Annotated in this window: 24 protein-coding genes and 1 tRNA gene; 12 read left to right on the top strand and 13 right to left on the bottom strand. The window is 34.3% G+C overall.

The annotated features are described in order from the left end of the window. Positions 1–15 precede the first annotated feature (15 nt). Positions 16–1173, top strand: a complete 1158-nt coding sequence (galK, locus tag P177_RS09125; RefSeq protein ID WP_036154104.1) for a galactokinase — start codon at positions 16–18, stop codon at positions 1171–1173. Between the two features lie 70 nt (positions 1174–1243). Here galK and P177_RS09120 read toward each other — a convergent pair whose 3' ends face one another. Both P177_RS09120 and P177_RS09115 read right to left on the bottom strand, forming a co-directional pair. After that, on the bottom strand, positions 1244–2089 hold the full coding sequence (locus P177_RS09120; protein ID WP_036154102.1) for a DUF2911 domain-containing protein: 846 nt from the start codon (positions 2087–2089) through the stop codon (positions 1244–1246). A gap of 77 nt (positions 2090–2166) precedes the next feature. Then, entirely contained in the window at positions 2167–3429 is a 1263-nt protein-coding gene (locus P177_RS09115; RefSeq protein WP_051941780.1) for a hypothetical protein, read from the bottom strand. A 167-nt stretch (positions 3430–3596) separates the two neighbouring features. Between P177_RS09115 and P177_RS09110 the strand changes: the two genes are divergently transcribed. From P177_RS09110 to P177_RS09100, 3 genes are read left to right on the top strand one after another with little or no spacing between them, the layout of a single operon-like run. Beyond that, a complete protein-coding gene (locus P177_RS09110; protein WP_036154100.1) occupies positions 3597–4094 on the top strand; it encodes an SRPBCC family protein in 498 nt (165 codons plus the stop codon). Beyond that, complete coding sequence (locus tag P177_RS09105; RefSeq protein WP_036154098.1) at positions 4095–4784, top strand: SDR family NAD(P)-dependent oxidoreductase; 690 nt, start codon at positions 4095–4097, stop codon at positions 4782–4784. Further along, the gene (locus tag P177_RS09100) at positions 4785–6095 is read left to right on the top strand and encodes a cryptochrome/photolyase family protein (protein WP_036154096.1); all 1311 of its coding nucleotides are present in this window, start codon (positions 4785–4787) and stop codon (positions 6093–6095) included. A gap of 1 nt (position 6096) precedes the next feature. On the opposite strand, the gene P177_RS09095 is transcribed toward P177_RS09100, so the two are convergent. Then, positions 6097–7146, bottom strand: coding sequence for a DUF6340 family protein (locus tag P177_RS09095; RefSeq protein ID WP_036154095.1), 1050 nt, complete (start codon positions 7144–7146; stop codon positions 6097–6099). A 260-nt stretch (positions 7147–7406) separates the two neighbouring features. On the opposite strand from P177_RS09095, the gene P177_RS09090 reads away from it, so the two are divergent. Continuing rightward, positions 7407–8834: an amidohydrolase gene (locus tag P177_RS09090; protein ID WP_036154093.1), complete on the top strand. Its 1428-nt coding sequence runs from the start codon at positions 7407–7409 to the stop codon at positions 8832–8834. Positions 8835–9177: 343 nt separating this feature from the next. Beyond that, positions 9178–10176, top strand: coding sequence for a pirin family protein (locus P177_RS09085; protein ID WP_036154091.1), 999 nt, complete (start codon positions 9178–9180; stop codon positions 10174–10176). 80 nt (positions 10177–10256) lie between these two features. Here the strand turns inward: P177_RS09085 and murA are convergent, their stop codons facing one another. From murA to P177_RS09070, 3 genes are all read right to left on the bottom strand, one after another. Further along, positions 10257–11564, bottom strand: a complete 1308-nt coding sequence (gene murA / locus P177_RS09080; RefSeq protein ID WP_036154089.1) for a UDP-N-acetylglucosamine 1-carboxyvinyltransferase — start codon at positions 11562–11564, stop codon at positions 10257–10259. A 16-nt stretch (positions 11565–11580) separates the two neighbouring features. Continuing rightward, the gene (locus P177_RS09075) at positions 11581–12237 is read right to left on the bottom strand and encodes a DUF4290 domain-containing protein (RefSeq protein WP_036154087.1); all 657 of its coding nucleotides are present in this window, start codon (positions 12235–12237) and stop codon (positions 11581–11583) included. Positions 12238–12318: 81 nt separating this feature from the next. Further along, entirely contained in the window at positions 12319–12606 is a 288-nt protein-coding gene (locus P177_RS09070; RefSeq protein ID WP_036154085.1) for a DUF493 family protein, read from the bottom strand. An 87-nt stretch (positions 12607–12693) separates the two neighbouring features. On the opposite strand from P177_RS09070, the gene P177_RS09065 reads away from it, so the two are divergent. The 5 genes from P177_RS09065 to P177_RS09045 all read left to right on the top strand — a co-directional run bounded on the left by P177_RS09065 (position 12694) and on the right by P177_RS09045 (position 17218). Further along, positions 12694–13263 carry an AAA family ATPase gene (locus P177_RS09065; RefSeq protein ID WP_036154083.1) on the top strand — a complete coding sequence of 190 codons (570 nt, stop codon included), beginning with the start codon at positions 12694–12696 and terminating at the stop codon, positions 13261–13263. After that, positions 13256–15151 carry a RecQ family ATP-dependent DNA helicase gene (locus P177_RS09060; protein WP_036154081.1) on the top strand — a complete coding sequence of 632 codons (1896 nt, stop codon included), beginning with the start codon at positions 13256–13258 and terminating at the stop codon, positions 15149–15151. Before P177_RS09065 ends, P177_RS09060 begins: the two co-directional genes overlap by 8 nt. A gap of 1 nt (position 15152) precedes the next feature. After that, on the top strand, positions 15153–16100 hold the full coding sequence (gene fmt / locus P177_RS09055; protein ID WP_036154079.1) for a methionyl-tRNA formyltransferase: 948 nt from the start codon (positions 15153–15155) through the stop codon (positions 16098–16100). Between the two features lie 173 nt (positions 16101–16273). After that, positions 16274–16546, top strand: coding sequence for an HU family DNA-binding protein (locus tag P177_RS09050; protein WP_027066835.1), 273 nt, complete (start codon positions 16274–16276; stop codon positions 16544–16546). A 111-nt stretch (positions 16547–16657) separates the two neighbouring features. Further along, positions 16658–17218 carry a YqgE/AlgH family protein gene (locus P177_RS09045; RefSeq protein WP_036154077.1) on the top strand — a complete coding sequence of 187 codons (561 nt, stop codon included), beginning with the start codon at positions 16658–16660 and terminating at the stop codon, positions 17216–17218. Here P177_RS09045 and P177_RS09040 read toward each other — a convergent pair. Continuing rightward, positions 17215–18072: an aminotransferase class IV gene (locus P177_RS09040; RefSeq protein ID WP_036154075.1), complete on the bottom strand. Its 858-nt coding sequence runs from the start codon at positions 18070–18072 to the stop codon at positions 17215–17217. The two genes, P177_RS09045 and P177_RS09040, sit on opposite strands and share 4 nt — an antisense overlap. Before the next feature lie 52 nt (positions 18073–18124). Beyond that, positions 18125–18508: an START-like domain-containing protein gene (locus P177_RS09035; protein WP_036154073.1), complete on the bottom strand. Its 384-nt coding sequence runs from the start codon at positions 18506–18508 to the stop codon at positions 18125–18127. Between the two features lie 138 nt (positions 18509–18646). Here P177_RS09035 and P177_RS09030 point away from each other — a divergent pair. Beyond that, positions 18647–18720 (top strand) — tRNA-Met (locus tag P177_RS09030). Between the two features lie 281 nt (positions 18721–19001). Here P177_RS09030 and P177_RS09025 read toward each other — a convergent pair. The 5 genes from P177_RS09025 to P177_RS19395 all read right to left on the bottom strand — a co-directional run bounded on the left by P177_RS09025 (position 19002) and on the right by P177_RS19395 (position 23972). Further along, a complete protein-coding gene (locus P177_RS09025) occupies positions 19002–19793 on the bottom strand; it encodes an aspartate dehydrogenase domain-containing protein (protein ID WP_051941779.1) in 792 nt (263 codons plus the stop codon). 117 nt (positions 19794–19910) lie between these two features. Next, the gene (locus P177_RS09020) at positions 19911–21362 is read right to left on the bottom strand and encodes an SLC13 family permease (protein ID WP_036154071.1); all 1452 of its coding nucleotides are present in this window, start codon (positions 21360–21362) and stop codon (positions 19911–19913) included. Between the two features lie 2 nt (positions 21363–21364). Then, complete coding sequence (locus tag P177_RS09015) at positions 21365–22174, bottom strand: aspartate/glutamate racemase family protein (protein WP_051941778.1); 810 nt, start codon at positions 22172–22174, stop codon at positions 21365–21367. 28 nt (positions 22175–22202) lie between these two features. Beyond that, positions 22203–23096 carry a BPSS1187 family protein gene (locus P177_RS09010; RefSeq protein WP_051941777.1) on the bottom strand — a complete coding sequence of 298 codons (894 nt, stop codon included), beginning with the start codon at positions 23094–23096 and terminating at the stop codon, positions 22203–22205. Between the two features lie 12 nt (positions 23097–23108). Then, positions 23109–23972: a creatininase family protein gene (locus tag P177_RS19395; protein WP_051941776.1), complete on the bottom strand. Its 864-nt coding sequence runs from the start codon at positions 23970–23972 to the stop codon at positions 23109–23111. Positions 23973–24012: the final 40 nt, after the last annotated feature.

Below are 24012 nucleotides of genomic sequence, written 5' to 3'. Positions count from 1 at the left end.
AACCAATTACCATTAATGATACACAAAGAAATTGCGTCGTTTTTTCAAAAAAATTACACGACACAGCCTACTCTTATAAAAGCACCGGGACGAATTAATTTAATTGGAGAACATACAGATTACAACGAAGGTTTGGTACTCCCTGCTTCTATTGAAAAAGCAATTTATTTTGCAGTCTCAGGCAATGATAAAAATAGTATTCAAGTTGAAACATTTTTAACTCAGCCAGAAAAGATTATTTTTCAACTAAACGGTGATCATAAAAAATTCGAGTCCTTTTGGGGCAATTACTTTAAAGCAATTATAGAAATACTTATTGCCAAGGAATACCTATTAAAAGGAATGGATTGTGTTTTTGGCGGAGACATACCAATTGGATCAGGACTCTCCTCTTCTGCTGCGTTATGTTGTGGTTTTATATATGCGATAACAAAAATATCCGATAAAGAAATTTCTAGAGAAGATATTGCATTAATAGCACAAGAAGCAGAACATAAAATTGGACTTAATTGTGGATTAATGGATCAATATGCAGTGCTTTTCGGCAAAAAAGGAAATGCTTTCTTTTTAGATTGCAAAGACTTAAGTCACAGTTACATTCCTATTAATTTAGAAGGCTACAGCTGGGTTTTAATGAATTCCAACATCAAGCATAATTTAGCGGTAGATTCCGAGTATAATAAAAGACGAGTTTCTTGTGAGAACATTGTAAAGCAGGTTCAAAAGTATAAACCAGAAGTAAATTCATTAAGAGATGTTACCCTAGAAGATTTGGTTACCCTAAAAAACAACGTTAAAGAAATTGACGTACAACGTGCCAAATATGTAATTGAAGAAAATGATCGCGTTCGTAAAATGATGAAGGTACTAACTAATGGCGATGCTAACGCTGTAGGTGAAGTTTTAAAGGAAGGTCATTGGGCAATGTCTACACAATATGAAATAACCACTAATGAATTAGATACTTTAGTTAAAATTGGTGAAAGCCTAGATGGTGTTTTGGGGTCTAGAATGATGGGCGGCGGATTTGGTGGTTGCACCATAAACCTTATAAAAACGGACAAACTGGAAGACAGCATAACATCGATTTTAACACAATACAAAGAACAAACAAAGATTGATGCCGAGTATTACCATTTGGCAATTGATGATGGAGTAAAAGTCTTTGAATAAAGGTTTAAAATTAAAGCATAAAAAAGTCCGTGTTTATCAACACGGACTTTTAATTTTATAAAATGGATATTTACTTAGAACTCCATTCTTTAATAGAATCATTGTTCATTTTTATGTAATCATCATTACCCGCTGCAGTAGCACCAGTCAATGATTTTTTAGCAGCTTCAATTGCTCCTTTTTTATCACCTGCTTTCGCTAAAATTAAAGACTGTTGTCTTAGTTGCCAAAATGCTGGCTTTTCTGTCATGGACATTGCTTTGTTCATCCATTCCTTAGCTTTATTGATATCCTTACCTTCGCTAGAATAATATACAGCAGCAGCATAGTAATCAGCTGCAGAAGGTCCGTTTAAGGCTTTATCAATACTACTCATTACGGCAGCATCTGTACCTACAGTGAATGGAATGGCAACGTATGTATTTTCCCAAATGATACCAATATTTGCTCCGTTACTTTTTACATCATCAAAAGTAATTGTAAAAGTTTCAACAGGCATTTCAATTTTGTAGACCGGCACAGATAATTGAGCAACTACCTTACTTTCCTCCCAATTACTTGGTGTACCACCACCAACAGTATCAGTGTAAATAAATACTTCCCAGTTAGAAGCTCCTGGTTTGGTGAAAATAGAATAAGTACCAGCTTTTACATCTTTACCTGCTATAGTTACGTCTGCATCAAAGGTTACTAAAGTGTAACCGTTTGCTCCTGTTCTCCATAATTTATCAAAAGGAACTAGGTTACCAAATACTTTTCTACCTCTCATTGAAGGTCTAGAATAATCAATGCTTACTTCTGTTAAACCTACGGTCTGCATAATTTTTGCAGCCGGACTAGGTGCAGGTGTATTTATTTGTGCCTCAACCGTTAAGGAAGCTACAATTGCCAATAAAAAGAGTACTACTTTGTTCATGATTGTTTTACTGATTAGTTATTTATAGCAAAACTACTTATAAAGGAGAGGTAGAAATGTTAACAATTTCTTAAATACTAATAAACAGCAAAAGAAGTAGCAATTACGCCATCTTCCAAAAACAAGGCTAGGTAATAAATGGAAGATTCTAAATGATGAGAAATAATTCCTTTTTTTTCAATACCCCCTGTGTTTTGCCAAACCTCTTTACCAGATACATCATAAATTACCTGTCCAAAAACAGTTTTATCCGTGGCAATGGAGTAATAATAATGACTAGAATTATTATCTCGATAAATGATTAGTTTACCATCTTGATCGGCATCCTCAGTAATTTGAGGATTCTCAGGATTCTCAGGCTCTTGTGGTACCTCAGGAGTTTCGGAGTTTTCGGGCTCTTCAGGGTTTTCAGATTCTTCGGGAGTTCCCGGCTCTTCAGGGGGTTCTGTATTATCTGGTTCTTCCGTCATTGCATCGGAAATTTGAAAAGAAAATAAACGTGATGCAGATACAATGGTTGGCGTTTGCCTAGAATAATACTCTGATGAAAAGAAATAACTTTCGGTCCCTGTTTGGGTTATTCCTTCAGCTTGCACAAAATTTAATCCAAGGCTTTGCTGTTCATATCCTTCAAAAACAGAATTAAAATTTAAATTTTCTACCACACCCACAAACGGACTCAATATAGAAGAATAACCAATTACAACTAATCGGTTTGAATCCACATCATAAGTGGCATCGGTTATTAAACCTACATCTTCAATAGCACCAACCCTACTTGCTATATAAGTTCCTGGAAATTTTAGAAACTCATAAGCCACAGACCCTAACGATTGCCATTGCTTGGTCAATACCACTATACGATCATCAATAACAAAAAATGCTTCTGCATCCCAATCGCTATTACCGTTATTATCAAAATTTTGTTGATCTTCATAAGAAAAGTTAATCGTAGTGGCAGAAACGGTATTAGAATTCAAATACTCTTCTTTAGAAATGACATGAATAGCCAAATTAGTTCTTGAGCCTACATTATTACCAAAATCACCAATGTAGATATATTCATCATCTTGTGAAATAGCCTCCCAATCGATATTTTGAATATTGGCAACATTCACTCTTCTCTGTATAGATAGCGTTAAGGTATCTAACTCATAAAGTACGGCTTCATTACCAGAATCATTATGGGTAATTAAATTACCGTTGAAATAGATTAATCCAGATGTTTCAAAAACCTCATTAGGCAGTTCACCAACCGTTTCTACATTCTCTTGTGCAGCTAACGTAGCTGTACTTATGAAAAGAAGAATAATACCCAATTGTTGAACAAGAAGTTTCATTGTTGCAAAATAAGTTAGAATAAATTTAATCAACTGTAAATAAGTGACCTAAATTCAATTTAATCGATAAAGTTAATTTTTAAACTTATAACAAAGCATTTTTAGAATTGTTTAACTATTTTTGATTTTTGTTAGACATATAATCTAACCTTTATAATGATGTATTTATGAAACTATATCAATTACATTCTCAACAAGCATTACCAATTACTAAAGAAGTAGCATGGAATTTTTTATCTGACCCTGCAAATTTAAAAGTAATTACTCCAGAACATATGGGTTTCAATATATTGGATGGTGCAGATAGAGATATGTTTCCTGGTCAGATTATTCAATACAAAGTTTCCCCATTTCCAGGTTATACTACTAAATGGGTAACTGAAATTACACATGTAGACCAAGGAAATTATTTTGTTGATGAACAAAGGTTTGGACCTTATGAACTATGGCATCACAAACATTTTATTAAAGAAATTGATGAAGGTGTTCTAATGGAAGATATTATAGATTACAAAATTCCCCTTGGCATATTAGGTCAAATAGCACATCCATTAATTGTAAAAAAACAGCTTCTGGAAATATTTAAATTCCGTGAGCAAAAATTAAAAGAACTCTTTGGTGTGGTAGATTCCATTCCAAATCAACTTCAACTTAAATCATTTTAAATGAAAAATATATTATTAATAGGCGGTTCTCATGGTATTGGACTATCAATAGTTAAAGAATTGCAAGATACACATCAACTTTTTGTAGCATCTCGTACAGAGGAAGGTTTACAACATGAAAATATTACCCATATACCTTTTGATGTTACTACAGATGTTTTAGATGTTTCCTTACTTCCAGAAAAACTAGACGGTTTTGTGTACTGCCCGGGTAGTATTAATCTGAAACCATTTAAAATGATGTCATTGGACACCATAAAAGAAGATATGGAACTAAATTTCTTTTCTATGGTAAAAGTAGTGAAGGAGATTATATCAAAAATGGACGAAGGTTCAAGTATGGTCTTTTTTAGTACTATTGCGGTAGGTACCGGTATGCCATTTCATACAAGCGTTTCTGCAGCTAAAGGTGCAATTGAAGGTTTTGCCAAGTCTTTGGCGGCGGAATATGCTCCAAAAGTAAGAGTCAATGTTGTTGCTCCATCTTTGGTAGATACCCCCTTAGCTAAAAGACTATTAAACAATGATAAGAAACGAGAGATGATGAGTGAGCGCCATCCCTTAAAAAGAGTTGGTGATGCAGATGACATAGCCAATGCCGCGGTTTTTCTTTTAAGCGGAAAAAGTACTTGGATGACCGGACAGGTAATTGGTGTAGATGGCGGATTATCAACTTTAAACATAAATTAAATGTCGAAAAAAGTATCTATATTTTGGTTTAGAAGAGATTTGAGGTTGGATGATAATGTCGGTTTCCTTGAAGCCTTAAAAGGAGACTATCCTGTCTTGCCTATTTTCATTTTTGATGAAGAAATTCTTTCCAAATTACCGAAAGACGATGCAAGGCTCACCTTTATACATGAAACATTGCAGCACATGCGCAATCAACTACAAGAAGAGAATGAAAGCTCTTTAGCAATGTTTCATGGCAAGCCAGTAGATATTTTTAAAAACTTAGTAAAAGAGTATGACGTTGCGTCTGTTTTTACAAATAGAGACTATGAACCTTACGCTAAAGAGCGCGATAAAAAAATATCAGACTTTTTATCTGAAAATGATATTACTTTCAAAACTTTTAAGGATCAAGTAATTTTTGAAAAGGATGAAATAGTAAAAGGAGATGGCGACCCATATGTAGTTTATACGCCTTATAAAAATAAATGGCAAGATAAATTTAACGCTGATAAAGACTTAAAGATTCACTACACAAATCAACATTTATCTAACCTGATTAAAAATTCACGATTACCGAACTTATCACTAGCCGATATTGGTTTTGAAAAATCAAAAATAGAGGTTCCTGAATATGATGTAACCCCTACCCTAATCGATAATTATGAAGACACTCGTAATTTCCCCGCTAAGGAAAGTGGGACTTCACGACTAGGTCCTCATTTACGATTTGGAACAGTATCTGTACGTAAAATGATGAAAAAGGCAATTGCCGAAAATAATAAGGTTTTTTGGAGCGAATTAATTTGGAGAGAGTTTTTCATGACTATTCTTTACCATTTTCCAAAAACTGTGGATAATGCGTTTAGAGCGAAATATGACCGTATAGAATGGCGTAACAACGAAGAAGAATTTGAAAAGTGGAAAAATGGTGAAACAGGTTATCTTTTAGTAGATGCCGGTATGCGTCAACTAAACGAAACCGGATACATGCATAATCGCGTTCGTATGTTAGTAGCTAGTTTTCTATGTAAACACTTACTTATAGATTGGCGCTGGGGAGAAACCTATTTTGCAGAAAAACTACTGGATTACGAAATGAGCTCTAACGTTGGTAATTGGCAATGGGCGGCAGGTAGTGGCGTTGACGCTGCACCATATTTTAGAATATTCAACCCTATGACCCAAGTAGATAAATTTGACAAGAGCAAGGAGTATATTAAAAAATGGATATCTGAATACGGCACTGATAAGTACCCAGAAAAAATGGTAGACCACAAAATGGCTAGAGAGAGATGCTTAGAAACTTATAAAGCAGCTGTCAGCTAAATTATTTCGCCAACTGGCGGTTTAATTCTTGTTGATTAACAACTCTTCTTTTAAGCATGTTGATATAACGCAATGCTTCTTTGTTTTCATAATCAGTATACGCTTTAGAAGCATATTCTATAGCTGTATTAAGGTTACCATTAATTTCATTGCTAATAGCCATATTATAATATGCCCTACCAGCTACTTTACTTTTGGCATTGTTTAAGTCAGCATTCCATAATTCTGCAGCACCATCCCAATCACCGGCTTTAGCCCGTCTATCTGCAATTTCTAAATTATCACTTCCTCTAATAAAGTAATCCCTAGCAATTCTAATTTTTTCAGGTCTAGTTATTAGTGCATAATTAGCACCAAGCTTAGAACTTGCACTTATAACAGCTACTTTTCTACCAACAACAGCTTCAAATGCCTTTACAGGATTTATCCCTTCACCTACAGAGAACAAACTATTACTTGATACGTACTCATCTATAATTCTTCTATCTGCTGGATCATAAATTCGCCATCCATTCTTAATAGCTGTATTAAGTTCTATTCTATGACCTGGTACATTTGCTTCAACCCCTAGATTATTAGGTATTTTAACTGTAGTCAATTCATAGTTAGCGGCAGTATCGGTATCATAAAACTCTAAAGAAAACAATACATCAACGCCATTTTCTTGACAAATACGGTCTACTATATCCCAAGAAAGCTCCGCAGGAAAAACACTTAATCCTTTATTAATGTCTTTTTGGTTTTCAATAATTTTTACAGCTTCAAACCTGTTGCCTCGCTCCAATTCATATTTTAATCCTGAAATGGCATTCTTAGCACCCTCTTTGTCTAAATTAAGACCTTCCAAAGATAAAATCTTATCGATATCATCTAAAACCTTATTGTTTTCAGAAGCACTACTTCTGTTCACTATTCCTACATTGATAACATCGTTTGGTATTGCAACCTTAGCTGGCTGCGTAATACCCATCGTCATTCTGTTGGTGGAGCTACAGGAAATAATTGAAAAAAATGCTGTAGACAAAAACAATATGAAGGCTGTATTTTTCATAATTCGATATTTTTAAAACAAAGGAATTTGATTAATAACGAATATTCTAGCTTAAAATTATATTATTGACGATTGATGACCACTTAAATTTTTAAATCAAAAAAAATGATTCCAAATTATGGAAAAGCGCCATATACTCATGATGAGCGCTTTTTATATATCGTGAATTACACCATTTTATGTGTTATATTTACTATGGATTTTAACTGTTAATAGAACTACTATTTAGAATTAGGAATCCAATAACCAAAACGACTATAATGAAAAAAACATTTCTACTTGCGCTGTGCTTTTGCATTAGTGCATCGGTTTTTGCTCAAAAAATGAGCAAAGACAAAAATCTAATTATTTCTTCTGTAGAAAAACATAAAGAAGAACTTATTAAAATTAGTGATTCTATTTGGGCACTTGCTGAAACCGCTTTTGACGAAACTGAATCTTCAAGAATTTTAGCGGATTATGCTGAGAAAAACGGAATGACCGTAACAAGAGGTGTGGCGGATATACCAACAGCCTTTACGGCAACCTACGGGTCTGGAAGTCCTGTAATCAGTATTTTAGGTGAATTCGATGCCTTACCGGGAATTTCTCAAAAAACATCTCCTGTTAAAGAGCCTTTTAAAGAAGGAGCTGCAGGTCATGGTTGTGGACACAACATGTTCGGCACAGCTAGTTTAGGTTCTGCAATTGCTATTAAAGAACTAATGGATGCAGGAAAAATAAAAGGAACTGTTAAGTTCTTAGGTACACCGGCCGAAGAAAAATATTTTGCAAAAGTATGGATGGTAAAAGCCGGACTTTGGGATGATGTTGATGTCAATGTAAGCTGGCACCCAGGTGCTGGTATTGAAGCCGATGTACAAAGTGGATTATCACTTATTGATTTTGTTGTTGAGTTTTATGGTCAAGCGGCACATGCTTCTATGGACCCTTGGAATGGACGTAGTGCATCTGATGCATTAGAGCTATACACTACAGGAATCAACTATTACAGAGAGCATATTTTACCATCTTCTAGAATTCATTACCATATACAAGATGGCGGCCAGGTTGTAAATGTGGTACCTGATTATGCAAAACTATGGGTTCGTGTTAGAGACCCTAAAAGATCGAAAATGCTACCTACTTACGAGCGTGTAAAAGCTATGGCAGAAGGTGCGGCAATTATGGCTAATGTAGATTATAAAATCTCTTTGGTTTCTGGTATCTACGAAACTTTAGTAAATCGTTCTGGTGGAGAAATCATGCAGAACAATCTAGAATTGTTAGGTCCCATCACATATACCGAAGAAGAAACTGTTTTTGGTAAAGCAATTCAAAAAGCAACAGGTAAACCAGAAGTTGGTTTTGACGGAACGGTTCACCCATTAAGAGAAACTCTTGAAAACCCAGGTGGAGGATCAACAGATGTAGGTGATGTTAGTTGGAATGTACCAAACATTAATTTAAGTGTTTCTGTAGCACCTACAGGTACACCTTGGCACTCATGGGCAGTTGTAGCCTGTGGCGGAATGTCCATAGGTCATAAAGGAATGATTCATGCATCTAAAGCTATGGGTATGACCATGCTTGATTTATTTCAAAATCCTAAATTGGTAACCAAAGTAAAAGAAGAATTCAAAACCAGAAAAGGTGATGAAGTTTATGAACCAATGATCGATGGTCCACCACCGTTAGATGGAGAATAAAACATAATTAAAAGAAGCTATCTTAACGGGTAGCTTCTTTTATTTTATTAGTAACTTAAACTATATCAAATAAATGATCGGTATTAATATGTATTATTTTTAGAACGTTTACGTTAGTTCAATCCTTCGGTTTTCAATACAATCATAACTCAGTAATACCAAAAGAAACAAATAAGTAAATAACTACTTTTAAAAATATTAACTACCAATTGCACTGACCAGAAAAAGAAAAGTCAGTTACCCTAAGAGCGGTAATAGTAATACGGTTATACCCGGATACACCCAGAAACAATTAGGTTGTAATTAACAATGCAGCTGAATAATTTTATGTAATTTGTTTCATATGAATAATGAAATAAAACAAATTTTTCAATTGGGTTTTCCATGGCAAACGCAAGATCCATTTTTATTCTGCGTATACCATTTAGACCATTATCCCAAGGGAAATGGAGAACTTGGACCTGCAGATTCTTTAGAAGGAAGAAATCTTGGAAATGATTTTCAAATAAAAGATGGTTATAGAATGTACCATGGATCTACAGTACCAGGATTCCCTGCACACCCACATCGTGGATTTGAAACCATTACCGTAGTAAACAAGGGGTTTTGTGATCACTCTGATTCATTGGGTGCGGCAGGAAGATTTGGAGAAGGAGATGTGCAATGGATGACTGCTGGCAGCGGAGTACAACATTCAGAAATGTTTCCTTTGATTCATACCGATAAAGAAAATACATTAGAGCTTTTTCAAATATGGTTGAATCTACCCGCTAAAAACAAATTTGCAGATCCACATTTTAAAATGCTTTGGCATGAAGATATTCCAGTATTAAAATTAGAGCAATCCACAGTAAAAATTATTGCTGGTAGGTTCGGTTCTGTTCAAGCATTAGAACCTGCACCTGATTCATGGGCTTCAGAGACAGAGAATGATGTTGCTATTTGGAATATAAAAATTGAAACTGATGGCTCCATAACCCTACCTAAAGCTAATAAAGGTACAACACGAACCATTTATATCTATGAAGGCGAGACCATAGAGGTTCTAGGTGAATCAATACCTCCAAATTATGGTATTGAAGTAGAGGCTACATCAGAAACAATAATTAAGGCTATTGGCAGAGAAGCCAGCATTCTTGTATTACAAGGTAAACCAATTAATGAACCTGTTGCCAAATACGGCCCTTTTGTTATGAATACCGATCAAGAATTGCAAAAAGCCATGGATGAATTCAGAACAACACAATTTGGTGGTTGGCCGTGGAGACACCCAGACCAAACACATGAAGTAGATAGAGAAAGATTTGCAAAATATCCTGATGGTACTATAATTGAAAAGTAAAATCAGATAGCTTTATAAAATAAAAGCTCCATAAAAGGTCAAACCTAATTATGGAGCTTTTTATATCATATGAATAAAGCTTACACCCTAACGATCTTAGCTCCTATTGCACGCAATCTTTCATCTATATTTTCATAACCACGATCTATCTGCTCAATATTATGAATAGTAGAAGTTCCTTTCGCGGATAAAGCCGCAATCAATAAAGAAACACCCGCTCTAATATCTGGCGATGTCATTGTTGTCGCTTTTAAAGTAGACTGAAAATCATGACCTATAACTGTAGCCCTATGCGGATCACAAAGAATAACCTTTGCTCCCATATCCAATAATTTATCAACGAAGAACAAACGACTTTCAAACATTTTTTGATGAATTAAAACTTCACCTCTAGCTTGTGTTGCCACCACTAAAATGATACTCAATAAATCAGGAGTCAATCCTGGCCATGGTGCATCTGCTATAGTTAAAATAGAACCATCTATATAGTTTTGAATCTCGTAGCCATCTTTATGAGCAGGAATGTAGATATCATCACCTTTTCTTTCCAAGGTAATACCTAGTTTTTCAAATACGGTTGGTATTTGACCTAAATCGTTCCAACTAACATCTTTAATAGTCAATTCACTTTTAGTCATTGCTGCTAAACCGATCCAACTACCTATTTCGATCATGTCAGGTAACATACGGTGATCCGTACCTCCTAATTTCTCAACACCATCAATAACCAAAAGATTAGAACCTACACCAGATATTTTGGCGCCCATTCTATTCAACATTTTACATAATTGCTGTAAGTATGGTTCACATGCAGCGTTGTAAATTGTTGTTTGTCCTTCTGCTAAGACTGCTGCCATAACAATGTTCGCTGTACCGGTTACAGAAGCTTCATCTAACAACATGTAAGTACCTTTCAACTTATCCGCCTCAACCCCGTAGAAATATTCCTCGCGGTTGTAACGAAATTTGGCACCTAGTTTAATAAAACCTTCAAAGTGTGTATCTAAACGTCTACGACCTATTTTGTCACCACCGGGTTTAGGTATATAACCTTTACCAAAACGTGCTAACAACGGTCCAACTAACATAATAGAGCCTCTTAAGCCTCTACCATCTTGTTTAAACTGATCAGACTGTAAATATTCTAAGTTAATGTCATCAGCCTTAAAAGTATAAGAGCCTTTGCCTTTCTTTTGAATTTTTACACCAAGATCCTCTAAAAGAGCTATTAGTTTATTTACATCAACAATATCAGGAATATTGTTGATTGTTACTTTTTCATCTGTAAGTAATACTGCGCAAAGTATTTGAAGTGCTTCGTTCTTTGCTCCTTGAGGTGTTATTTCACCAGATAACTGGTGCCCTCCTTCAATTTTGAATGTCCCCATCTAGAGAAGTGGAAATTTAATAGCGTTTTTTACCGCGGTTATTATTTCTTTGATTTTTCTTTCCTGAATTATTGGAACGAGGTGATTTTGCAACTCTGTTCTTAAGGAACTGTCCGCTATCCGTTAAGCTTTCGCCTTCAGCGGCTAAATCTATACGACCATCACTTAATTCGAATAAATGTTTGAAAATAGCTTTATCATCCACTACATCCTTATTCCAATTTAAATAGCATTTTTTCATATGATTGGCAATCGCATATTCCAAACCAGAACGCTTATCACCTTTCTCCCACTCTACGGCAACATCGATCATACGTTTAATGTTGTTTCCATAAAAACGGTATTTTGGAAAATTTTGAGGATACTCTAAAGCATCAGGTCTTTTTCGTAACACCTCTTTTGAAGTAATAGGAAAAGGAGAGTCTACATCCAACTTAAAATCGGACATAATAAACAATTGATCCCACAATTTATGCTGAAAATCAGGCACATCGCGTAAATGAGGCTGTATATTTCCCATTACACTTATAATTGCTTGCGCAACTTTATTTCTTTCTTCACGGTCTTCAATTGATATTGCATGGTTCACCATTTTTTGAAAATGACGACCGTACTCTGGTATAATCAAATGCTCACGCTCCGTATTATATTCTAGGTTTTCTACTAATTGCAAATTGAAAATTTTAGCTTAATGTGTTTGAGAAGTATTCTTATAACGATGCCAAATTAAGAAAATTATAGATGAAATGCTATTTTACAGGGATATTACGCCCTCTAATTTACCTACTTCTTTGTATTTTTCTATAACCGCGTCTGGGCTTTTCAAGTTTACTGTTATTGAAACACTGGTATATTTACCATTTTTAGATTTTTTTAAATTAATAACCGCTCCCGTATTATCGAAAATGGTATTTATCTTATCAATTTTATCCGATTCTGTTTCAACAATAAATTTATAAAGATAGTCAGAAGGCCACTTTGATGTTTCTGTTAATTGTTCGTGTAATTTTTTATAAAATTCTTCTGGGTTATTTTCGTCCATCACTAGTATTTTATGCAAAGATAAGTGTAATGTACCAGTTTTTTAATACTGTTGATTATTGTACTTTTGCTTTTTTAAAATAAGAGTTTGAAAAGCAAGAGAATTGTTGTAACAGGTGGTCCGGGAACAGGCAAAACGGTATTAATTTCTTCACTTGAAGAAAATGGATATTATTGCTTTCATGAAGTAATTAGAACAATGACTTTAGATGCCTTGGGCGATGTTGCCTTAGATGATAAATTAGTGAACCCAATTGATTTTGTTGAAGATTCAAAAAGTTTTAATGATGAATTAATCAATGCCCGTTTACAACATTTCATTAACGGTAATAAAATAGAAAAAGATCATTTGTTCTATGATCGCGGTTTACCGGATGTACTTGCATACATGGACTATTTTGGTCAGTCAGCCGAGCAACATTATACTGATTTATGCCTAGAACACAGGTATGACGAAGTACTGATATTACCACCGTGGAAAGAAATCTATGTTCAAGACAACGAACGAATGGAAAATTTTGAACAAGCCTGCGGAATTCACGAAAAGCTCGAAAAAACGTATATTGACCTTGGATATACACCAATAGAAGTTCCCTTTGGCACTATTGAAAATCGTATGCAGTTTGTAGTAGATTTTATAAATAAAGCGGGTGAGTAATACACCAAAAGAAATTTTATCTAAATATTGGGGTTTTGATAGCTTTAGAGGCTCTCAAGAAGAAATCATCAATGCCATATCTAACGGTCAAGATGTTTTAGGTTTGTTGCCCACAGGAGGCGGTAAATCGCTTTGTTTTCAGGTACCTGCATTAATGAAAGAAGGTATTTGTATCGTTATTTCTCCACTAATAGCACTAATTGAAAATCAGGTAGACAACCTTCAGAAACTAGGTATCAAAGCCATAGGTCTAAAAGGTGGACTCAAATTTACCGAGGTAGATAAGCTATTGGACAATTGTATCTACGGCAATTATAAATTCTTATATCTATCGCCAGAACGCTTACAGCAAGAATTGGTACAAGAACGTATTAAGGCAATGAACGTTTCTATGTTCGTTATAGATGAGGCGCATTGTATTTCTCAATGGGGTCACGATTTTAGACCAGCTTATTTAAGTTGTTCCATATTGCGAGAATTACACCCCACCCCACCCATGGTTGCATTAACGGCAACTGCAACAAAAAGAGTTAGCGATGATATCATTAAATCATTGGACCTTACCTATCCTTTTGTTGTTAAAGATTCTTTTTTTAGAAAAAATATAGGATTTGGAGTCCTATTGACCGAAGATAAAAATGGGCGTTTAAAGCAATACTGCCAGCAAATAGAACACAGTGCTATTGTATACGTTAGAAGCAGAAGAAAGGCGGAAGAACTATCTAAATTCCTTGTAAATAATGATATAAAGACAACCTTCTATCACGGTGGTGTTGATCAGAAAATGAAAACCGAGCGACTAAATCTGTGGTTAGAAGATAAAATTCAAATTATGGTTGCCACAAATGCATTTGGTATGGGCATAGACAAACCAGATGTGGAATTGGTTGTTCATTATCAAATACCAGATAGTTTAGAGAATTACTTTCAAGAAGCAGGTAGAGCTGGTAGAAACGGAGACTTTGCAAAAGCAATTTTACTAACCAACACAACAGATAAGGTTTTAGTAAAAAAGCAATTTATTGAGATTCTACCAGATGTATCTTATGTAAAAATGATATACAGAAAATTAAATACATTTTTTCAAATAGGATATGGAGAATTTACAGATGCAAAGTTTCATCTTAATTTCAATGAATTCTGTAGTATTTATAAACTAAACACATTTTTAACTTATAACGCATTACAACTGCTAGATAGAAATTCAGTATTGTCATTATCTGAAAATTTCTCTAAAAAAATTACTATTAAATTTATTACGGATAAGGATACTTTGTATCGATATATTGACAGTAATTCTAAGCTTGCCGACTTCATTAAAGTAGTATTACGCACCTATGGCGGACTCTTTGAATTCGACACTCAAATAAACACCTATTTATTATCCAAGAAAACATCATTATCAGAATCATTGATTCATCAGAATTTTGAGGTATTAAAAAAGGATGAAATCATTGAATATACGAGTGTGTCAAGTGATTTAGAAATGCTGTTTTTAGTACCACGTGATGATGACCGTACCATAAATATGTTTGCAAAGAACATTGAAGAGCAAAATCAACTCAAAATTGAGAAAGTGACTAAGATGTTAAGCTACATTGAAAATAATACTGTTTGCAGAAGTATTCAATTATTAGAATACTTTGGAGAGATACAAGAAAAAGAATGCGGTATTTGCGATGTCTGTATGAGTCAAAAAGCAGGCAATACGGATATTGTACATGTTAAAATTAAAATCATTAAAATTTTAAAAGAGGGCAAAACGGATTCCCGCGAATTACAAAAACGCTTGAACATTGATCAAGAAATACTTATTGCAGGTTTACAAGAACTATTAGAAGACAATTATATATCATTAAACGCAACAAACGAATACCAACTATTATAATATGAAAGCATTGAGAATTGTATTTATGGGAACGCCAGATTTTGCCGTGGGCATTTTAGACAAACTGGTAAAAGAAGAATATAATATAGTTGGCGTTATAACTGCACCAGATAGACCTGCAGGAAGAGGTAGAAAATTAAATGAATCCACGGTTAAGAAATATGCGGTTGAAAACGACCTTAATATTTTACAACCTACTAATTTAAAGGACCCTGAATTTTTAAGTAGCTTGAAGTCTTTAGATGCCAACCTACAAATAGTAGTTGCTTTTAGAATGCTGCCTAAGCTTGTTTGGGATATGCCAGAATACGGTACATTTAATTTGCATGCATCTTTATTACCACAATATAGAGGAGCCGCGCCTATTAATTGGGCTATTATAAATGGTGAGACAAAAACAGGAGTGACTACATTCTTTATTGATGAGAAGATCGATACAGGTGCCATTATAATGCAAGACGAAGCCATTATAGAAAAAACAGATAATGCAGAGGACTTACATGACAAGTTAATGCATTTAGGCGCAGCCACCGTTGTAAAAACCGTAGCTCGTATTCAAGAAGGAAATTTTGAGACAACAAAACAACCAGATTCAGATGATTTAAAAGATGCCCACAAACTTTTTAAAGAAACTTGCGAAATAGATTGGAACAAACCTGCAGAAGATATTTACAACTTTATAAGAGGTTTAAGTCCGTACCCAGCAGCATGGACAACTTTAACAAACGGAGACCAAGCGATAACTACCAAGATATACAAGGCACATATAGAAGTCGAAGAACATGACTCACCAACGGGAACTCTGCTTTTTACTAAAAAAGAAATGAAAGTTGCCGTGCAAGGTGGCTACCTAAATCTCGATGAAATACAACTTCAAGGCAAGAAAAGGATGTTGGTAAGAGATTTATTGAACGGCCTCAATTTGGAGAAAAATGCAAAAATGGGGTGAGAGCCCGTGTTTGTTGGGCTGCGAGAAACGTAAAAAAAAACCTACTTTATCAACAAACACGCTGAGTTATCAACAAAATAAGGGATTTCCGCCCGTTTTACTTGTGTTGCTCAGAAATCCATATAAATTTGTTAGTAGGTATAAATTATTTAATCACAATTAATTATCACATTATGAACAAAACAGAATTGATCGATGCAATGGCAGCTGACGCTGGCATCACAAAAGCTGCGGCTAAAAAGTCATTGGAATCTTTCTTGGGAAATGTTGAAAATTCTCTTAAAAAAGGAGATAGAATTTCTTTAGTAGGTTTCGGTTCTTGGAGCGTATCTAAAAGAAATGCAAGAGAAGGTAGAAATCCATCAACTGGAAAAACTATCCAAATTGCTGCTAAAAATGTAGTTAAGTTTAAAGCAGGTGCTGATTTAGGTAAAGCTGTAAACTAATTTTACACTGATAAATTTATTAAAAGCGCCTTAATTGGCGCTTTTTTTATTTCTATGTTTTTGCGTTTAGACAGATTTGTCTTACTTTAGGTATATAATCATAGTAAATATATGATCGCATTAAAACCAACCAAAGGAAAATTACTTGTTGCCGAGCCGTCTTTAACAGGAGACGTTTCTTTCAACAGGTCCGTTGTATTGTTAGCAGAACATAGCAATGAAGGTTCTGTTGGTTTTATTCTAAATAAGCCTTTAGAATACCAAATAAACGAGCTTGTAACTGAAATTGAAATCCCTTTTCAAGTATATAACGGTGGACCTGTAGAACAGGATAATCTTTATTTTATCCATAAAGTACCTCACCTAATAGATAATAGCGTAGAAATATCTGATGGTATTTATTGGGGCGGTGATTTTGAAACAACCGTAGAACTAATTAATAGAGAGATTATTTCTGAAGATGATATAAGGTTCTTTTTAGGTTATTCCGGCTGGTCTTCATTACAATTAGATGAAGAATTGACCTCTAAATCATGGATTGTTGTTGAAAATGAACATGAAAGTAGAATCATACAAAAAGCCGCAAAAGCAATTTGGAAAGAAAACATGATTCAATTAGGTGGTGATTACCTTCTTTGGTCTAACGCTCCAGAAAACCCTAGTTTAAACTAAACACTTTTAGTTAAAGACATTCTTGCCGCTGCATTTAATTTACCAATCAGGTTTTTTGCAATTGTATTGACAAACTTTTTCTTTCTATATTTTGTTACGGAAATAATACCGTCAATATTATTTACAATGAATAATTCATCTGCTTTTTGAAGTTCAAAAGGCGAAATACTATCTTCCAAAAACTCAAAATCATTTAGTTTGGATAACATCTCAATAAGCTTTTTTCTTAATATGCTATTTATACAACCATCTGTTAAAGGGGCTGTTTTAATTTGATTACCCTTAACTACAAATAAATTACCATTTAGAGCTTCTATAACCTGCTTTCTCTCATTAAGCAACAAACAATCTTGATAATCATTTTCTTGAGCGTAAATAGCTCCTACGACACTCAATACTTTATTATTAGAATCTAGATTAGATAGCATACTAGAATTCTTATAGAAATCCTTAAAAAGCTCCACTTCATAATCATCCTGATTTAGAATAAAAAAAGGATTGGTTAATGTTTTACTAGTAATAAAATAAGAAATGGTATTATCAGAAATAGAAAAGTCATCTAAGCTATTTCTAAAAACGGTGAACTTTATTTGTTTGGCTACTTTTAAATCGTTCTCAGAGATACATTTTAGAATTTCTTCTTCCATAAACTCCATTGTAAAATTCATAGGAATCTCCATTCGCAAAATTCTCATGGAAGACATTAATCGTAAATAATGATCCTCTAAAAAAATTATGTCACCGTTTAGAACGCGTAATTCTTCAAAAACGGCATCACCAAGCTGTACTCCCCTATTCTTTTCGTTTAAAAAAGAAGTGTTATCCTCTAGAAGTTCGCCATTAAAATTGAACATAAAAAAAGCCTTAAAAAATTAAGGCTCAAAGATACTGTAAATAAGGCTATTTTTAAGATGATCCTAACACCTGTTTTAAATCTGACACTTGGTTGGTCCAAAGCATTTTAGACTCATCAATTTCGTCATCTTCTGCGAAGTCAGTTATAAACAATGAAACATCTTTCGTTATTTCATCAACAATTATTTTCATTTCAAAAAAGCTATCATCTTCTGCTTCATCCCAAGCAAAACGTACAAACTCGTCTGTTTTTCTTTTCAACAATTTAGCTTCTTCTTCAGCTCCGTCCCATATAAATGTAAACTTCTCACCTCTTGAGTTCACGTTATCCGCAAACCACTCTGACAGTCCAGATGGTGTTGCAAGGTATTGATATAACATCTGTGGTGAAGACTGAATTACAAACTCTATTTCAAATTTTATTTTATCGCTCATGTTCATGCTACTTTAATACGAGCAATATATATATTTCTAAATGATAAAAAAATAAATGACCAGTATTATTTTTTTAATCAACTTTTGTTGAAGAACAAATAAATTACCACTATATTTGCAGCCGTTTAAAAATAATATGGCGAGGTAGCTCAGTTGGTTAGAGCGTCGGATTCATAACCCGGAGGTCGGGGGATCGTGCCCCCCTCTCGCTACAGAATAAAAGGCACATTATAAACGGTTTAACGAAAGTTAGACCGTTTTTTTATGTTCAAAATTCACACATAATTACATTTGAACACGATTTGTTTACTTAAAAAGCTTTAATTCCTTAGTTACTTACACAACTAAAGAGTTTTAAAATTATAGTAACAATCCTTACTAGAAATACAGTACTTCATTTTTTTAGTTGTTACAATTTAATATATCAACTTAAAAAATATCGAACATAAGCTATCCAGGAAAGTATTATAATTATTAACCTTTACAGAAAAAATTAATTGATTTTAATATTTGAATTCATATTTCTCAGAATACTAACTACACTCTTAACAGCTAAAAAACTTGTTTTTGGATTAGCCGGACTTGGTTTATTCTCCGTTCGCGTATAAATCTTACCAAAATCGCCCTCACACGTTATCTCGTGCATATTATTAGTAGTGTTAGGGTCTGCAACTATTTCAATTTTTAATTCTTCACATTTAGATGCAAAATAGATACTAGCAGCAACATTAATATTTTTAGGAAATTGTTTTACGGCTTCACTTACTTCACCTTCCCAAATAGTCTGAGACGTTTTTATAGATGATAATTCAATTTTTGAGGTTTCAAAAAACGGAGCTCCCTCCAAACTTTTAGGATGCTTTGTTGTCTTTATCTTAATTGAAGTAATTTCATCATTAACAGCTTTTATAGCATCTAGCCCTGATATTGCTCCTACCGGTAAAATAAAATCACATTTTTTGAACTTATCTAATGTTGCTTTGTTTTGATACAATCCACCCGTACTGATAATAATAATTTTTTTACCGATACGATTTATTTCGTCAAATTTCAACAGTTGCGTTACAACCTCCTTTGTAGCACATTCAATAATAATGTCTACATCATTGATCAGATCAGAATTAATTTCTTTTTTAAATACTACAGGTTGATTTGCAAAATCGCTATCCTCTTTATCAATTTGTGTTCTAGTTATAATATATTTTAACTCATAACTGGGCTCATTAACAACCCATTTTGCAAGATATTTACCAATATTTCCAAAACCTATTATAGCTATTTTCATTCTGTAGATGTTATTATTTTAAGTAAAAGTTTAATTAAGAGTACGATCATGATTTCATAGTTTACATTTAAACTACATTTTAAGTCACCATTCGCAAACCGACTAAAATATTCAATGTTAAACAGTTGTGCTTAAATCCCAAACCAACGGAAATACAATATAAACTACTACTGTAAGTATTAAAATAGAGATAATATTTAGCCAGAAACCTTTTTTGACCATATCCTGCATTTCAAGATAACCTGAGCCAAAAACCACTGCATTTGGCGGCGTAGCCACAGGTAACATAAAAGCACAGGATGCAGCTAATGTTGCAGCGATCATTAAATAATAAGGGTGAACTCCTAGTACCGGTGCCAATGACACTAGAACAGGCAGCAGAATTGCCGTAGTAGCTATATTTGAAGTTATCTCTGTTAAGAAATTCACTATCGTAATCAATATCAACAATAACAAAAAGAAAGGTAACACCTGTAAGGCAGATAGTTTATTTCCAATCCATAGTGCCAATCCGCTACTGTCAAACCCTAGTGCCAATGTTAAGCCTCCTCCAAATAGTAATAAAATACCCCAAGGTAATTTAACCGCATCTTCCCATTCCATCAATTTTTTGCCTTTCTGACGCGTAGGTATTAAGAATAGAACAATTACCGTACAGATGGCAATTATAGTATCGTCCATAGCCGGAATAAAACGTTGAATTAGAAACGAACGTGCTATCCATGCAAAACCCGTAGCTGCAAAAACAACCAGCACCAGTTTTTCTTCATAGCCTAATTTACCAAGTTCTTTAAGTCTTAACGCTATTTCTTTACGACCACCCGGAAATTCTTTTTGTTTAAATGTAAAAGCGAATCTAGTTAAGTAGTACCAACATAAAAACAACAGTAATATGGCAATAGGAAAACCCAAAACAAACCATTCTGAAAATGTGATCTCTTTACCAAAGGTTGATTGAACTACTCCTGCTAAAACCAAATTTGTTGGTGTGCCAATTAATGTTGCTATACCGCCAATAGATGCGCTATATGCAATTGCCAACATTAATGCTTTTCCAAAAATTTTATTTTCATTTTTCTCTGTTTCAGGGTTATCGTTTAGTTGATAAACTATAGCCATTGCAATGGGTAAAATAATTACGGCAGCTGCTGTATTGGAAATCCACATGCTTAAAAAGGCCGTTGCAAGCATAAATCCAAGAATAATATTGATCACATTTGTACCAATAAGATTAATAATTGTCAATGCTATTCTTTTGTGCAAGTTCCATTTTTCAATAGCGATGGCAAGAATAAACCCTCCCATATATAAAAAAATATATTTATGACCGTAGGACATAGCGGTTTCAGACAAACTCAATCCTCCTGTTAGCGGAAACAAAATTAAAGGTAGTAATGCGGTAACATAAATAGGAATAGCCTCTGTTATCCACCAAATAGCCACCCAAGCTACAGATGCTAAAACGGCATTAGCAGTCTCAGAAAGGTCATCTGGCTTAAAAAAGAAAAGAATGTAAAAGAAAACCAATGGTCCTAAAACCCTACCTATATTTTGTTTCGAAAAATGCATAGTTATTTTTTTAAGATAAAGTCGACCCCTGCCATAGAATGAATTTTAGTTGTGTCAAATATTGGAGTTTCTAAATCATCTTGAAATATCATTAAAGGAAACTCCGTACAACCCAAAACCACTCCCTCTGCTCCTTCTTTAACTGAGTTCTGTATTACGTTCAACACATATGCTTTTGAAGATTCAACGATGTTACCATAGGTAAGTTCTTCAATAATAATTCTATGAAGTTCGTCTATCACTTCTTGCTCTTGTGGAACCAAAACATCGATACCATTATCCTCAATCCTTTTGGTTATAAAGTTTTCTTGCATACTATACTTAGTTCCCAAAAAGAGGACTTTTTTCAACTCTTGTTTATGAATGGCACTAGCAGTGGCATCTGCAATATGTATAACAGGAATGTCTAATTTTTCTTGAACGGCATCATACACTTTATGTGGTGTATTGGCACAAAATAGAACAGATTCTGCTCCTGCCTTGTTAAGATTTAAACCGGCATTGACCAACATATGCGCTATAGAGTCCCATTTATTTTCCACTTGAAATCGGTGTACTTCAGCTTGGTTCAAGGTATACACCAATAAAGGCGGATTTGTATTATTACCATAATGCGTATTTACAGTTTTATTTATAGCACTATAATACTCTATCGTTGAATGCCAAGAAGTACCTCCTATTAGACCTAATACATTCATTTCTGAGTTGTTTTTAATTGGTATTTCAGATTGAGCATTTTTATTATTTTCAACTTTAGCATCATTACAGCACACCAACAATAAGGCAATTGAGAAGTAGAAATATTTTTTCATAGAGATTTTTTTATATACCGATTAACTATTAATTACCATCACCAAGCAATGTTACCCATTGTTCTTTGTACCCTAAATTTCGCACTCCATTAGAATGTGCTCTTTTTCCTTGTGGCACCTCTAAGTCAAAGGCATGAACATGACCATCGGGAATTTCCATTGCTTTATACGTTTCGATAATTACATTAGCTGTTGGTTCTTTAACATGATAGGTACCGTAATATCTATCAAGTGGTGTTTTACTATTTTTGAAATACCAGTTGGCTATTTTATTTTTTGCCGAATAATCCCATCCGCCAGAAAAATCAATTACCCTATGTACCAAATGAGTTTTTGCTATAAATGCAGACATTCCACCACCTTGAGATTGACCTGCAAGGGCAATTTCATTCCAATTAGGCTCTCCATTCTTAAGATAGCGTTCCCAATTACCAGATTTATCATTCTCGGTAAGATATACTAACAGTTTGGTAAGCCTATTAACGATGGCATCATACGGCATGTCTTCAATTAAGCTAAATTTAGTATCGCCATATACTCTTCTATTTCTAAAATCTTCAGCACAATCAGCGTTTTCCAATAGATTGTCACCTTTACAAATTCGTGCAATTGCAGGTGTATTGATATAGGATAAATTAATAACCGAATAGCCTTGTTCTACAGCGGTACTGAACAAATGCATAGGTCCTTTTAAAGCAATACCATTGGTACCGGGAATAAAGAGTAGTAATTTTCCTTTTGTATTATTGGTGTTGTAAGCAATAAAATGCGGGGTATTGGCAGTTGTAATTCTTGAATCGGTTTTTGAAGGTTCTATTTTTAGAACCTTGGTTGACTCAGGGAACATAGTTACGTCTTGTGCCTTTATACATACAACACTTAAAAAACTTAAAACTGAAACAACGCCTCTTATATTTATCATGTGATACTATTTTTAATCTTCAATTAGTTCATTCCATCTATCTATAAATTTTACACTTGCAGCAATTTGCCGTTCAATGTTTCTAGCTCCTCTTTCTAACGTTGCATCTTTTGGATCCAACTCGCCCCAAACACCTGTACTAGTCATTTCTTTAGTAGAGGTTTTCTTTCCGGTCTCCACTGCTTTTAAGCCCTCAGAAAGAAATAATAATTTAGCAATTGGTTCCTCTTTTATAACATCCGGTAGCATTTTAGCCAAATGATTAGGAAGCGTTAATTTGGTTGCAGTAGCCTTTTCTTGTTGTACCAAACTAGGCATTAAGAATAATGAGTCTGATGTTTCACCTGTACCTGCATGACGATCTAGTTTCGTTATATTGGTAGGTGCAGCTTCTTTTAAAAACGGTTTGGTTACCACGGCATAATCAACCGCAACTGCAGCTGTTTTTTGATTTATCTGATCAACCAAAAATGTAGTTATAGCTGTATTACCACCATGAGAATTCATAAATACGAAGCGTTTAAAACCATGCTTTATTAAACTCTCTACGGTCTCCATATGTACCTTTACAATTACCTCAGCACTTAAAGTTATTGAACCGGCAAATGCCATATGATATGGAGATTGGCCTGCCATTAAAACCGGCGCTACCAGAATATCTCGTTCTTGTGCAATTAGTTTGCAAAGCTCTACGCCGTTTATAAAATCCGTACCTATGGGTAAATGACTGGAATGTTGCTCTAAAGCCCCTATGGGTATGATAACCATATCTGATTTTTTCAGAAAAGCTTCCACTTCTGGTACCGTCATATGAGGTAAATAATTTTTAATCTTAGCCTCTTTCCAAAGAGGATTAGTTTTGGTGGTACTTGTCATGTAAATAGCATTGAATGCAAGCGATAATTCTTTTATAATT

Origin of the sequence: Maribacter forsetii DSM 18668, assembly GCF_000744105.1 — a bacterium.
Classification (GTDB): domain Bacteria; phylum Bacteroidota; class Bacteroidia; order Flavobacteriales; family Flavobacteriaceae; genus Maribacter; species Maribacter forsetii.
Note: the sequence above shows the minus strand (reverse complement) of the source record. Positions and strands in the feature narration are given on the sequence as shown.